This window comes from Erythrobacter sp. HA7-11, assembly GCF_055693605.1.
In genome coordinates, this window is record NZ_JBVFUF010000002.1 from 2,470,599 (window position 1) to 2,483,711 (window position 13,113).

Here is a 13,113-nt window from a genome sequence, read left to right on the forward strand (position 1 = left end):
CCGGCCAAGATTGCGCGATTCGTTTGAAGCGGCAAAGTTTGGAAAATCGGATCAGGATTGGGGGCCACAGACTTTGGTAGGCGATCCCCAAAATAGCCCAAATGCCAAGAACCGATTCCGATAATTGTGACCCTCAGCGTTGCGGTCTTCGAAATGATCGCGCTATCGCTCACCCAAAGCTGGAAACAAACCAAACAATCCCAGGAACTTGACCTGCCAAAAGAGCAGCGGGGGTTAAACCCGTTTTAACTCAGTTCCCCTATCTCACGCGCCCAAACAAGGGTTGCGGGGAAATGACGGGTGTTTTGGAAACGGCTGCGCAAAAATGAAGCGAGCGAAGCGGACGCTGAACAAGCGGCCATCGCTGCAGAAGCGGGAGCTCAGCGTCGTCTGGATCGCCTCAAACAGCGCCGGATCGAAGCTGCGAACGAAGCGTCAAATGACGAAGCTCGCGATGCGGAAACCCTTCGAGGCCACTTTGCTGAATGCGCATTTGTAGTCCTTGGTGTCCCGACAGACGCAGATCAATCCGCCATCGCGCAAGCTGCGGATGACCTCTCCTTCGCGGAAGAGGCAGACCCAGACGCTGTCGAAGCAAGTCGGGCCGCACTGCTCGCACCCAAAGAGCGGGTGGCCCATGAATTGGAGTGGCTGCCAGAAGCAAGCGGGGGTGAGCAGGAAGAGGCGCGCCGCGCTCTAGGCAAGGGCGATGGCGAAGCGCTTTTCGCCCTGCGACTTGGCGCAAGCGACCTTGCGCGGATCAATCTTGGATTGGCCCTGCTGCCGGTCCGCGCGAAGGATGAAGACCTGCAGCGCACTCTGATGGCGGATCTTTTGAGCTGGGACGCACATGCAACCCGCGATCGGATTGATGAAGCGCGTTTGCGAGCAGGCTTTAGTCCAACAAGCGACGAGCATTTTAATGAAGCGGTCCAAACCCGCCGCCGCACTATTGCAACAACTGTTGCCGAGACCCTCGGAAACAACCGCGAGGGCCGCGTTCTGATTGCAGAGCAGATTGCTCAAAATGGTGCAGATATCCGAGCCTGCAACACGCCGATGCTCGAGGCCGTAGCACAAGAATATGGTCGGCTCGCCGATCCCAAGCTGCAAAATCTGCGCGGCAAGATTGACGAAGCCCTTGTATCGCTTGAGAATAATCCGCGTGATCCGGCGAGGGTCACACTGATAATCACGACGCTCGATCTGTGGTCGCAATGGCGCATGCCATTGCAAAGGCTTGAAGAAGCGCGCGGTCTCGATGATCCGCAATCAGCCGAGCTTTTCCAGAAGTTGCGCGAACTAGGCATCACGCTCAGCAATGAGCACAAGCTGTTCGACGAGAGCCTGCGTTTAGCAAAGGCGCTGAAGCATTGCTTCGCCGCAGTCCCGGGCCTTCAGCAAGCGGTTGCGAGAGACTTGCCGACACTCATGGGCAATGTGCTGTTCAAGCGCTTTGAAGAGCTGACCGAGGCGATTGCACGCAATTTGCGGGACTTTGCTCGGGAAATTGATGGCGCCGGGATCGGCTCGGATGTTGGCGGCGTCGTCGGCAACTTCTGTTCTGTTTTTGACGAACTGCTCGAAATCGATCCCCATCAGGAAGGCCCGTGGATTTACTTCCGCGAATTATCGGTTGCGATCGCCAATAAAGTCGGTCGCGCTGACGTCTCGCTGACCGTTGTGGAATGGCTGCTTGAACGCAATTCGCCGGAAAAAATCCGGAACCAACTGGTTCAGGATATGTGCCAATTGCAACGCATTATCAAAGAGGCACGGTCACGATGAGCGCGCCGCATTCCGCCCTCGCCGATCTCGCCACGCATTACTGGAAATTGTGCGAGAGCCTTGCGCACAAATGTGCAGGTGAAGAGAATAGCGCAGATGCCGCCATGCTCCGCTATTCGCGTAGCAAGCTCGAGGCGATCCTCGGCAGCGAGGACATGGAGCTGCGCTGCTACGCCGGGCAGGAATGGGGCGCGGCATTGCCCACCATTCCGATCAACCCTGACGAAATTTGCGGCGAGAGCGCGACAGTGTTGCGCACCATTGAACCCACCATCCTGCGCAGCGGCAATGTCCTATTGCCGGGCAAAGTGATGCTGACAGAAACCCAAACCGAAAAAGAGTAAGCCAATCATGTATCTTGGTATCGATCTCGGCACGTCCAATTCCGCCATCGTCGGCGATCGCAGCGGCAAACTTGAACTGTTCAAGACCGTGACGGGCGAAGATGTGCTGCCCTCTGTCATCATGCAGGACCGCAGCGGCAGTCGCTATGTCGGCAAGCGCGCCTATGAGCAGATGCGGGTTTCTCCGCAAGGAATTGCGGCCCGGTTCAAACGCTTGCTTGGCACCAGTTCGACGCTCGCCTTCGGTCCGGAAGACGGCACGATCACGCCTGAGGAAGCGAGCAGCGAGGTTCTCAAGCAATTGCTGACCCAGGCGCGCGCGCAGATCGGCGATGAGGCGGTGATCGGATCGATCGTTACTGTCCCGGCCGCCTTCAACCAGATGCAATCAGAGGCGACCATCCGCGCTGCCAATGCAGCGGGACTTGATCAGGTTGGCCTGTTGCAGGAGCCCATAGCAGCGGCGATGGCGTGCATGGAAAACCCGGATGCTCGCAATGGCCTGTTCCTGATCTACGATCTTGGCGGCGGCACATTTGACGTGGCACTCGTGCGCGCGATCAACGGCGCGGTCACGGTCGAAGCTCACGAAGGCATCAACATGCTGGGCGGAAGCGATTTCGACCGGTTGGTACTTGAGAACATCGTCAAACCTTGGCTCGATGCCCGGTTCACCATCCCGAGCGACATTTCCGGCTCCCCCGAATTGCAGCGGATGATGCCCATCGCGAAAGCGCATGTCGAACGCGCCAAAATCGAGCTGTCGACCATGCAGGAGACCACCATCTTCGTCTCCGAAAACGAGGCGCAAACCCGCGATATCGACGGCACGCCAATCTATCTCGAAATCCCGATTTCCCGCGCGCAGGTCGAGGAAATCGTCGGCCCACAAATCGAGCGCTCGATCGAATTGTGTCGCAAGGTTTTGAACGACCACGGCTACACATCCGAGGACGTCACCAAGGTAGTGCTGATCGGCGGACCATCGCGCATGCCCGTTGTACGCGAACGTGTGCCAGGTGAGCTTGGCGTCGAGGTTGACCTAGAGATTGATCCAATGACTGCTGTCGCTCGAGGCGCCGCGATCTATGCCGAGAGCCGCGAGTGGCAACCCGTTGGCGAGAATACGAGCCAAGCAGATCCAGAACAAGGCGGCGCGAAAAAAGCGCGCGTAAAGCAAGGCTCAGGCGATCACATATCGTACGATTTCGAAGCGCGAACGACCAATGAGCGCGCCCGCGTCCGGGTGCTCGGCGACGATGCGACTGAAGGTTGGTCGGTGACGGCCACCTCTAGCACAGGCGAGAATTACGGCACCCGTCTTGTGGCTGACAAACCGATCTTTTCGATCCTGCTCGATCCCGGAGAGACCAACATTCAGATGCGCGTCGTAGATGAAGCCGGTGCGCCTGTTCACGACGCTTCACGCAAGCTCACCCTCACCCGGATCATGGCAACGGCCACGGGTGCTCCTTGCACCGCTACGATCGCTGTGAAGGTCGAAGACACCGACGGCACGCGCGCCATCAATGTGCTTGAGTCATTGCTTGAGAAAGGCGAAGTCCTTCCCAAGAAGGGCAAACGCACCTTCCGCGCCGCGCGCAAGCTGGAGCCCGGTGCGGCTCGACTGGATTGACATTGAGCTGTATGAGAAAGCCAAAGACGTGCCGGAGCCTGAAGCGAACCTGCTTATTGGTTCGTTTCGCTTATCCGCAACTGACCTGCCCCCGCATGTCGCCCCGCTGATGCCGGGCGACGAGGTGATTTTGCACTGGGCGGTCGATGACAGCCAATTGATCAAGGCCTCCGTCGAACTGCCTGCCTGCGGTTTGCACCTGCGGGATCACAGCTTCTACGTCGATGATCTCGCCAAAATTGATTTCGGGACCGATGGGGAACGATTTGCGCGTGAAGCCCTGCTTGCAGCTGAAGATGATCTCGATCAACTTCGCCAGATCGTTGGCGATGATTTTGCGCGCGATATCACTGTGATCCGCCGACGCCTTGATGAGCAAGCTGCGCGCGTACGGACAAGCTATGAGGCAGATGTATTCCGGTCGGTGACGGAAGAAGCGCGCATGCTCCGCCAGGAAATCTCCCGCCTCCGTCACAAGCCCAAAGCTCGCACGAGCGAGCTGACCAAGCGTATCTATGAAGCCGAGCAGGAAATGCGCCGGCTTTCAGGGACATTGGACCAAGCAGGAACTGACGCTGCCCGCGCGCACCTCGAAACGGCGCAACGGGCATTGGATGAAGAGCAATTTCAGGTTTGCTCCCGCGCGATCAAGGCGGCTGAAGGAGTGTTCACGCGTTATGTGGTGGAATCGCCAGGTTTCATCGCGGCGTATTACCAGCAGCTGCGAACGATGCGTCATGCTGCGATGGACAAGAACCGCTTCGATCAGTTGGTTGAGCTCGGCGATGCGGCCTTCGCAGCAGGTGATGAAAGCAGACTGCGTGGCATCGCCGCCGATATACACGGCGTACTGACACCGGCAGGCGGTGAGACTGCCAACGCGGCAGCTGCGGCAGGCCTTAGACGCTGAGGTCTTGAATGCGGTCAGGAAGCTCTGGTGCGCTTACGGGAACCGAAATTCTCGTCTAAAATAACGATAAATCAGTGAGTTCGACGAATGCCATTTGTTCATGCCCCCCGCCATGCCCCCACCATAATTTGTGGAAATGTGAGTCCGGGAATGTGACTCGAACAGGGCATTCTAGACGCCAATCTGGCAGCAGATTCGTTGAGCGAAAGCAAGAGATTCTGATGCGTTTCAGGTGATCCCAAGTCCGCCCTCACCTGCATCGATCCTGAAGCCAATCGTCGATCTCATGCTCGATCCAAGCGACTGACCGACCACCTAGCCGAACCGACTTCGGAAACCTCCCCTCGTCCATCCAGCGATAGACTGTCGATCGACCTAGGCCCGTTCGATGAAGCACTTCTCGAAGCCGAATGAAGCGCCGAACCGGCTTCGCAACTAAGCCCTCGCCGTGCGCTGGTTGCTCAACATCAAAGGGAAATTCCTGCTGAGCTGGAAGCCCTTCGCGACCCTCGATCTGGTCCCGATTAGCCATTGTGTACGTATGATCTGTAGACATGAATCAAGTTCCTTGTGTTCAAAGAACCTGGCTCACCCTTCGAAAGGCATGTGCCACACTAGGCCGGTGGAAGGGGTGTAGGAAAACGAAAAGATTCCGCTATTTGTCAGTGCCTTATGGCGATCCGGACCAATTCAGCACACTCGCAAGAAGCCTGTGCCGCAACTGGTCCAGAAGTGGACACTGCCAATTTCCTTCGCGAATTCATAACGTTATAAGGCTGCACCGCTGCGTACGGTGTGCTGGGTCAAGCCCATTCTCAAGTGCGCGTCGGTGACCAGGAGAAAAGCCCGTATATCTTCCGGAAGAAATTCCATCTTTTCAGGGTGGATAGGCAGAGATAAGCGGCGAATGAGCGCAAAATATTCCGCACCAATTTTTGCAATTGATGGGCCGCACATTGTCTGTTTGTTCCGAAATGGGGACCAAATAGCATTCACAAGCATGCAACCAAATTGGCCCTTGGTTGAGCAATTTCTCCGCGATGTTACGCACGCTCAACGAACAAAGCTCCCGCGTCTTTCGCGCTGCGAAATCTTGCGATAAGGGTCTACAGAGGGGACCCGCGCGATGGCATTAAAGATTGTTGAGTTTTTTGGATTTCCACCACTCTCGCCACTTGCGTCGGAATACATCTCCGTAAAACAATGCCCCTACACGGTTAGCCCTTGCATCAAGCCAAACCACGGCGCCTGTTCCGTTCGACAGACGACAAGTGAGCCAATAATTTGCTGCCCAAATCGCCTGTATGCGGAAAACTATCGCGCGCTTCGTGAAGTAGCGACCGAAGTTTTCGGCCAGCAGATCGAACTCATTACCGCCGCTGAAGGAAGGGCAAGAAAGGGTTCGAAGTCGCTCATGGGCTCCGAGGTCATTGCGTTTGGAAAAGGATGGGGAGGCGAACTTCCCCTTCCTCGCCCTAAGCGAGCCGATGGGGGGAAGAGTGGCGCATATTACGTTGACTGGATATTAGCCCGGATTGATGCCGATGGCGAGCTGCAAGAATTTACCGCAGTGGAGGTTCAAACGATCGATACGACCGGCAGTTATAGGGACCAATCAGATGCCTATTTTGCTGGAGAGACCTTCGATGGTTGGAGCAAATCGGGCATGAATTGGGAGAATGTGAACAAGCGCATTCTTCCTCAGCTGATTTACAAGGGACATGTCCTGCGTAGAGAGGCGCGGTGCTCCAAAGGCCTGTTTTTCGTTTGCCCTGAGCAGGTCTATCAAAAGATCAGAGACCGATTGGGTAATAATTTGCACGAGTATCCAGTGGGACCAGGGACCCTTTCTTTCAGGTCCTACCAACTTGGCGATGTAGACTCCTCAACGATGCAACGACCATTGGTGTTCAACGCCCAATTCACGACAACCGTGGATCAAGTCGCCACCGCATTTACGTCGCCAATGAATCTCCCCGACCAGAATGTCTATGCATCTGCAATCAAGCTCGCATTGGGGAGTTAGATCACACAAACGTGACGTGCGAATAGCCTCTGATTGATCGACTTCAGACTTGGAATCCCATCTCCCGGAGGAAACGCGACGGGGACTTCTGCCAACCGAATACCTTGTCGGAGTAGGTCAGAGTTAGGCTATCTTCAGTCCTAGTGATCGCCACGAAACAGTTTCGGCGCTCTTCTTGCATTTCGGGGCTTTCGGCCCCTTTCTTGACTGCTGCCCAACTCGGAAGCTGGTCCTCGACCATAGCAATCAAATAGACATGCCCGAACTCCATTCCTTTCGAAGCATGGATCGTAAAGCATGGCACTGCTTCCTTGGGTTGAGGCGGCGTTTTTGATCGGAGGTCAAGCTCTTGAAGGAGCATATGAAGCGTCACACTCTCTTTTCCAAACTGGGCCTCAATGTCAGCGACAAGGGCCTCCCAAACTTGCTTCTCATCTTCGAACTCGGAGAAGTCGTTTGAAGAATCGAGGAATGGTTGATCGGGCAATCCTGCGAACCATTCGAAGGTGGATGCGCAGAATGATCGAAAATCGAGACGCTCGACCAGCTGTGGCAATGCGCACACGAGATACTCCCGCGTGTGGTCACTAAGCTCGTTGCGCTCAAGGGCCAGGTTAAGAAACGAACGAAGAGTGCTACCCTCGAATGCCTCCGCTGCAGAAGTCACACCAGCTGGGTCAATCTGCAGTCCTTCCAATGCAAAAAAGGCTCGGGTCAGTCTGCGGGTTTGCTCTCGATCATTTGAACTATTGGCCAATCGCAGTGCAGCGTGAAGCCAGCGCAGCGGGGCGCTTACAAATTCATCTTTTCGGTTTGCCAGATAGGCGGTCACACCATTGTTGCTTAGGTGCTCGACCGCTCGCTCAAGCGTCTTTCGTGTCCGCGCAAGGACTACGCATCGCTCTCTCTCTGGAGCGGATTTTGCCGAAATGTCTTGAGCAACCCACGCGACCTCACTCTCAAAGTCTGGAAAATGATAAAGATTGAGTCCCTGATCTTCACTCGCGGGCTTTTCCGCTAGAAGCTGATCCTTGTTTGCCGTTCGCGTGGAGTTGTTAGCGATTAGTTTGTTGGCGATATCGATGACCGCTGGGGGGCATCGATAATTCGTGGGGAGCTGAAGCACCGTCATCTCGAAATCGCGCTTCAAGCCTTCGAGGCGTGCTGGGCTGGCCCCATTCCATTGGTAGATTATCTGATCGTCATCCGCGACCACGAAGAGGTTGCGCGAGTCGGAAGCGACCAAGCAAATGAGCAAGCTGTATTGCGCGAAGTTAGTGTCTTGGAACTCGTCCACGCACACGTAGCGATAGATGCGGCGGATTTGCTTTGCTACGGCCTCATGCGTTTTTAGGACTCGCACTGCTTCTGAAATCATCGAGGGGAAGTCGAGGCTGTTGGCTGCAATCAGCTTGTCCTTGTAAGCTCGATAGACAGCGCTCACTGACGCTCGTCGTCCCTCCGGCAGCGTCGCGACGATCTTTTCAACTCGCTCGTCACCAACATCGTTCTCAAGTAACCTGTTGATCAAGGGCAGTAGTCGTTCACCGCTGAACTCCGAAACCTCGAAAGATCGACCGGCATCAGCGATGGCTTCGTCCAACAATCCTATTCGCTCGCCGTCTTGAGTCAGGATCGTAAAGTCAGGCTTCAGGCCGAGCAGGTGGCCGTGTTGACGCAAAAGATCGCCAGCGAACGAATGGAAAGTGGTCAAAAGGACGCGATTGCCAGAACCAGGTGCCAGATTCTCGATACGCGCGCGCATTTCGGTCGCTGCTTTATTCGTGAAGGTCAATCCTAGAACGCGATAATGATCATCCGGCGATTGCTGGATCATGCGCCCGATGCGTCTCGTTAGAACTGTCGTCTTACCTGAGCCGGGGCCGGCGAGAACCAAGAGTGGGCCGTCCTGCCACGAAACTGCTGTGGCTTGGCGCTCATTCAATGAAGTGAGAAATTCGCTCATAGACCTTCCTTACCTTTGGCCACGGCGAAATTGGCTAGGTCCACTAGGAATTGAGGTATCGACGCTGCGCCTTGTTGATCGAGCCGATCCACGACCTGAGTAGCGCGGACCGGCTTCCCCTTGCTGGGTTGATGCTTGTTTACCAAGTGCTGCCAATACTCCTGCGTACCCTGCGCATGTGGGTTTGGATTGGCCGCAGCCTTCTGAGGAGAAACGCTGGCCTGAAAGATGTCGCCAAATCCATTCATGCAAAGATAGGTTTCCATATCCCAAGCGGGCAGTGTCCTGATATGATCCTGCGCAGGCCTGCCAGCAAGCAGCCCGCCTGCGGTGTTTGCGTACCCCTGGCCCGCTGGATCTCCGTCTGAGACGCAAATCCAGTGAATTCCAAGGGCGTCAGCCAAACGAATATACGGTTCAATACCGAGCTCGGTGAACTTGAAGCAACCTACTCCGGCGGCAAAGAGATCAATACCAGCAACACGTGCTGCTTCCTGGATGATGACCTCATCGGTTTCCCCCTCTACCAAGAGCCAAACGCGTGCAAAAAGTATGGAGCCACGGAGGCGTCGAATCTGATGATCTAAGCGACTCAATGTAGGCTCATCGATCATGCCGTCCTCGATTTGGAAAACGTCGATCTCGTTTCCGACCCGCCGCAGACGCCGCAAGCTTCTCAAAGGAACGGACGCAAGCAAGTCACCGGAATGCGTAGTGATGATTTTTTGCCCGCCCAATCGTGAGATCAGCTGACCAACCGCACGCACCGCCGATGGGTGCAGATGCGCTTCCGGTTCCTCTAGGGTCAAGATGGGGACAGCGTCCTCGCCATACTCACCGACCAAGCGAGCATCGAGAAACGCATCGAAAAGACAGATTACAGCTAGGCTTTGAGTACCCTCACCGTGCTGCGCGAGGGGAAGGCGTGCACCTGATACCCCTGAGAGCAAAACTTGAGTTCTCGCGAGTATGTCGAATACTCGGCTGGGTAGCGCATCGATGCTAACAGGATCGTCAGCTCCACCAAGAGGCACTAAATGGGCAGATTGCCCAAGTCGTGCCTTTACGGCATCAAAACCTGTATGCGCATCGAGAACCCTCTGATTGAGTTGCGCGATTTCAGCTTCAATCTCTTCCCTTACTTCGGGATCAATCTTTAGCGATTTGACGAAAGGTCCCCAAAAAGCACCGTTTGATCGAAACTCGCGCGCTGCATCTCTGAGCGCCGCGAGATAAAATGCAGGGACAATCTGCTGAATTCGCCGCAGGGCGGAAGGGTTAGCTGGCAGGGGATCGCCATTCGGGTTTAGGAAATCAAATGCTGAGACGAACGAACCGATTGCCTCGTCGTACCGACCACTTAGGCGCAATGTAACAATTTGGAGACCGTCGGCTCCGATGCCCACTACTGGTCCGAGCTGCTGGACCATCGCGTCCGACCAGTCGTCAGGTCCAGACTCCTTGAAAGTGACTTCGATCTTGATCGGTGCCGCGTCCGTTGGTTGGGCATTTTGGTCCAAATGAAAATCATATTCCGAGAAAGCAGCTGTCCGGCGTCCCACGGCCCTGCCTAAGACCATCTGTATAGCCGCCAGAACTGTCGACTTGCCGGTGTTATTCGAACCAAAAACGACCGTCGTTTGATCAAAATCGATCTCGAGCGCCGTGATGCCGCGAAAATTCTCAACCTTCAGATTTGAAATGATCATTGGATGTCGCTGTGCTGGAATGAACTAGGATAGTCTAGTGCGACTTCCTTCTTTGACAATCTAGGTCAAGCGGTCGCGCTAAATGCAGGATATAGATTTGATTTTATGCACCAATTTGATTGCACTTCCGTTCCATATTACCCAATCGAAGGGAAGGTAAAGATCGCAAGAAATTCGTCATACCAGGGCATCGCTGTTCCCCTCTCGACAATCAATCATTAGCGCCTTTGCAAACATTGGACCTGCTACGACCTTTCTGCGTGACAATGCCTCATAAGTCTCAAGTAGGGTTAGCGAATGTCGCGACGTGCAGCTGCACCGTGGGGACACCATTTCAGTTCAACTGGGGCAACATCCCCCTAGCCATATTCGATCTTTTGTTACAATGTGACGAGGATAAGGGCTTAGGGGGCTGAGTTGCAGGAAGGGGTGTTTTTGAGCTGGTCGGGGGACCTTAGCTGTAAAGTTGCAGGGAGAACCAAAGAGTTACTAGAGACCATTTTCCCTCATGTTCCGATGTTTTTCTCGCCTGACGGGATGGAAAAAGGTCAGGTTTGGCAACAACAGATGGCTCAGGTTTTAGCCAGCTGTTCCAGAGGCCTTTTCTTTGTAAGCAAGTCGAGCCCTGCGTCCCCCTTCATGCAGTATGAGCTTGGTGCGATATCGAAAGAACCAGGCAAAGGGTTTGCTGTCCCGATTCTAATAGACCTCGACGAAAGCGAACTTGGCTTCCCATTCTCACTCTTCCAGTCGGCTAGAATTGAGAGAACTGATTTCCTGCGCGTAATCAATAATATAAACATGTCACTCCCGAAGCCGGTCGCTCAAGAGATCATTACCCGGTCATTTGAATTGGGGTGGGATAGCTACAGAGCTTCGATAGACGAGCTAGTAGCGCTAGATAAAGCGCTGGAAAATGTATCAGCGCAGATATTGGAACCAGTTAGTTCGTGGACTCCGGATCTCGTGCGAATGGATCCCGACCACGGCTGCTACGCCTTGGCCGACTGCGTGGTCTTTGATCAAGCTCAATGGGGTGGGACATATCGAGAAAACGATGTCCGGTCATTTGCAACGGGGCTGACATATCATCTTCCTCCGACGCTTGCCGATGTTGCAGAAAAGTACCGCAATGCGCAGATCGGCGACAATCTTCCACATTACATGATGACTGGATTCCGAAAATCTGCATCCGATTTCAAAGGTGTAGAGATCGAGTTCTGCAGAAGTTGGTATAAGGACGTTCGGTCAATTCATGCCGCCATTCAGGATGATCCTCATCAAAAACTAGTCAATGAGGACCGATCGCTGATCACGTATCTCTTGGATCAGCGCCCTCTGCACTTTCGTCAGGCGTTTGTTCCCTCACAGTTCAGCGTCAATGTCGTGACCGTCTCAAAGTCAGGGGGAGGAACCGCTGGTCCTGTTAGGGCAACGAGGTGGAGGTGAACAAGTTGGGTATTTTCCTCGGACTTGGTCTTGTACATTCCAAGAGACAATGGCGGCGAGTGCAGGAAAGATTGGGGAGTTTGGGCCGAATGACACTTCGATCTTCGACTGCGCTCGAAGAGGCCTAAGAGAGGAGCTGCTAGGCGACCTTACGGCAAAGGCGGATATTGGCTTTCAGTGCTTCTTTCTCGAAGGTGGAATACTCAATCAGTCGTCAATCGCAATCGCAGAGCTCGACATGCCTTTTCCAAGAATCTGCAAGGCTAGACGGCTTCTTGCAGAAGATAGCGCCGAAGCCACTGCCTTGGTCGGGGTGCCCTTGCGACCCGAGGTAATTCTGCGCATCCTCCGATCGGAGAAGATAGACCTTGATTTTGTACGGGACGTCGGAGCAACTGATCCTACGGGATCTTCGCCATTGCCCAACTCCGGCAATGAGTGGCATCCATCGGCACGCCTTGCACTGTTCATGCTTCTACGACGTTACTTTCCAACGGATGCGAAGCGTTGGCTGACAGCCCAGATTGAGCGTTAAGTGCGGCTTGTCATTGTAGTCGGACGCACTTGCTCGGGGAAGTCTACTCTCGCCAGGGCATTAGCCAAGAATCTTGATTTTCGCCTAATATCAGTTGGCGAAGAGATCCGGAAAGCAATGCGAAGCGACGAGCATTTGAAAGCTCTCTACGCTGGCGCAAACGGCTTTACGAGCGACCAGGTAGTATCGATCGTGAAAGCCGCATATGCTCGCGAGAAGCAATCTTCGGGCATGGTCTTGGAGGGCAGCATCGGAGTGGGCTCTGTCGTCCAAACGCTATTGGGCCCCAACGAAGTAAAATGCGCGGTTTCAATCCTGCTTGAATGCGCCGCAGAAACCAGGCGAAAACGTTTTAGCGGTCGGGAGAAAGGCGGTTCTAGAAGCGAGCACAAGTCATTCTTCGATGATCGAGAGAATCTCTTTGATCGGAGACTGCCTGACGACATGGCCATCCTGCGCGGTGAAACATGTTTCGTGGAAATCGACGCGACCGAGAACGCACCTCGAGTCTACGAAAAAGCAAAGAGTGCAATTGATGCATTCTGGAACCGATAGCATGGTAAAATTAGCCGGAAGCTTGCAACCACCACACGACAGTAACTGCAAGTAATATCACCCCGTGAAATGAGAGTAGCGTAACTGAGAAGAACGCAGCCAGCCAATTCGAAGATGTTCGTGGATTGAGGTCGAAATCAATTTTACTGGGCTCGAGACATCTGACGTGATCATATAAATCTCGATATATTCGCT

Annotated in this window: 10 protein-coding genes; 7 read left to right on the forward strand and 3 right to left on the reverse strand. The window is 54.4% G+C overall.

The annotated features are described in order from the left end of the window. Positions 1-300 precede the first annotated feature (300 nt). The 4 genes from ACZ1GU_RS12600 to ACZ1GU_RS12615 are packed head-to-tail and all read left to right on the forward strand — an operon-like array spanning position 301 to position 4,678. Positions 301-1,788, forward strand: a complete 1,488-nt coding sequence (locus ACZ1GU_RS12600) for a hypothetical protein (protein ID WP_472648324.1) — start codon at positions 301-303, stop codon at positions 1,786-1,788. After that, positions 1,785-2,132 carry a hypothetical protein gene (locus ACZ1GU_RS12605; protein WP_472648325.1) on the forward strand — a complete coding sequence of 116 codons (348 nt, stop codon included), beginning with the start codon at positions 1,785-1,787 and terminating at the stop codon, positions 2,130-2,132. Before ACZ1GU_RS12600 ends, ACZ1GU_RS12605 begins: the two co-directional genes overlap by 4 nt. Before the next feature lie 7 nt (positions 2,133-2,139). Further along, positions 2,140-3,768, forward strand: coding sequence for an Hsp70 family protein (locus ACZ1GU_RS12610; protein WP_472648326.1), 1,629 nt, complete (start codon positions 2,140-2,142; stop codon positions 3,766-3,768). Next, positions 3,749-4,678 (forward strand): hypothetical protein, encoded by a 930-nt coding sequence (locus ACZ1GU_RS12615; protein ID WP_472648327.1) that lies wholly within the window; start codon positions 3,749-3,751, stop codon positions 4,676-4,678. The genes ACZ1GU_RS12610 and ACZ1GU_RS12615 overlap by 20 nt, the downstream gene beginning before the upstream one ends. Positions 4,679-4,928: 250 nt before the next feature. Here the strand turns inward: ACZ1GU_RS12615 and ACZ1GU_RS12620 are convergent, their stop codons facing one another. Next, positions 4,929-5,234, reverse strand: coding sequence for a helix-turn-helix transcriptional regulator (locus tag ACZ1GU_RS12620; protein ID WP_472648328.1), 306 nt, complete (start codon positions 5,232-5,234; stop codon positions 4,929-4,931). Positions 5,235-5,804: 570 nt separating this feature from the next. Between ACZ1GU_RS12620 and ACZ1GU_RS12625 the strand changes: the two genes are divergently transcribed. Then, a complete protein-coding gene (locus tag ACZ1GU_RS12625) occupies positions 5,805-6,704 on the forward strand; it encodes a NotI family restriction endonuclease (RefSeq protein ID WP_472648329.1) in 900 nt (299 codons plus the stop codon). Between the two features lie 43 nt (positions 6,705-6,747). Here the strand turns inward: ACZ1GU_RS12625 and ACZ1GU_RS12630 are convergent, their stop codons facing one another. Both ACZ1GU_RS12630 and ACZ1GU_RS12635 read right to left on the reverse strand, forming a co-directional pair. After that, positions 6,748-8,670, reverse strand: coding sequence for an ATP-dependent helicase (locus ACZ1GU_RS12630; RefSeq protein WP_472648330.1), 1,923 nt, complete (start codon positions 8,668-8,670; stop codon positions 6,748-6,750). Continuing rightward, positions 8,667-10,379 carry an ATP-dependent nuclease gene (locus ACZ1GU_RS12635; protein WP_472648331.1) on the reverse strand — a complete coding sequence of 571 codons (1,713 nt, stop codon included), beginning with the start codon at positions 10,377-10,379 and terminating at the stop codon, positions 8,667-8,669. Before ACZ1GU_RS12635 ends, ACZ1GU_RS12630 begins: the two co-directional genes overlap by 4 nt. Before the next feature lie 435 nt (positions 10,380-10,814). Between ACZ1GU_RS12635 and ACZ1GU_RS12640 the strand changes: the two genes are divergently transcribed. Both ACZ1GU_RS12640 and ACZ1GU_RS12645 read left to right on the forward strand, forming a co-directional pair. Further along, entirely contained in the window at positions 10,815-11,828 is a 1,014-nt protein-coding gene (locus ACZ1GU_RS12640) for a hypothetical protein (RefSeq protein ID WP_472648332.1), read from the forward strand. A gap of 535 nt (positions 11,829-12,363) precedes the next feature. Further along, positions 12,364-12,918 carry a nucleoside monophosphate kinase gene (locus ACZ1GU_RS12645; protein ID WP_472648333.1) on the forward strand — a complete coding sequence of 185 codons (555 nt, stop codon included), beginning with the start codon at positions 12,364-12,366 and terminating at the stop codon, positions 12,916-12,918. The last annotated feature ends 195 nt before the right edge of the window (positions 12,919-13,113 follow it).

Excerpts from the sequence above, each read along its gene's own strand:
- ACZ1GU_RS12605 (WP_472648325.1), top strand. The coding sequence starts at position 1,785 with ATGAGCGCGCCGCATTCCGCCCTCGCCGATCTCGCCACGCATTACTGG.
- ACZ1GU_RS12610 (WP_472648326.1), top strand. The coding sequence starts at position 2,140 with ATGTATCTTGGTATCGATCTCGGCACGTCCAATTCCGCCATCGTCGGC.
- ACZ1GU_RS12620 (WP_472648328.1), bottom strand. The coding sequence starts at position 5,234 with ATGTCTACAGATCATACGTACACAATGGCTAATCGGGACCAGATCGAG.
- ACZ1GU_RS12625 (WP_472648329.1), top strand. The coding sequence starts at position 5,805 with ATGGCATTAAAGATTGTTGAGTTTTTTGGATTTCCACCACTCTCGCCA.
- ACZ1GU_RS12630 (WP_472648330.1), bottom strand. The coding sequence starts at position 8,670 with ATGAGCGAATTTCTCACTTCATTGAATGAGCGCCAAGCCACAGCAGTT.
- ACZ1GU_RS12635 (WP_472648331.1), bottom strand. The coding sequence starts at position 10,379 with ATGATCATTTCAAATCTGAAGGTTGAGAATTTTCGCGGCATCACGGCG.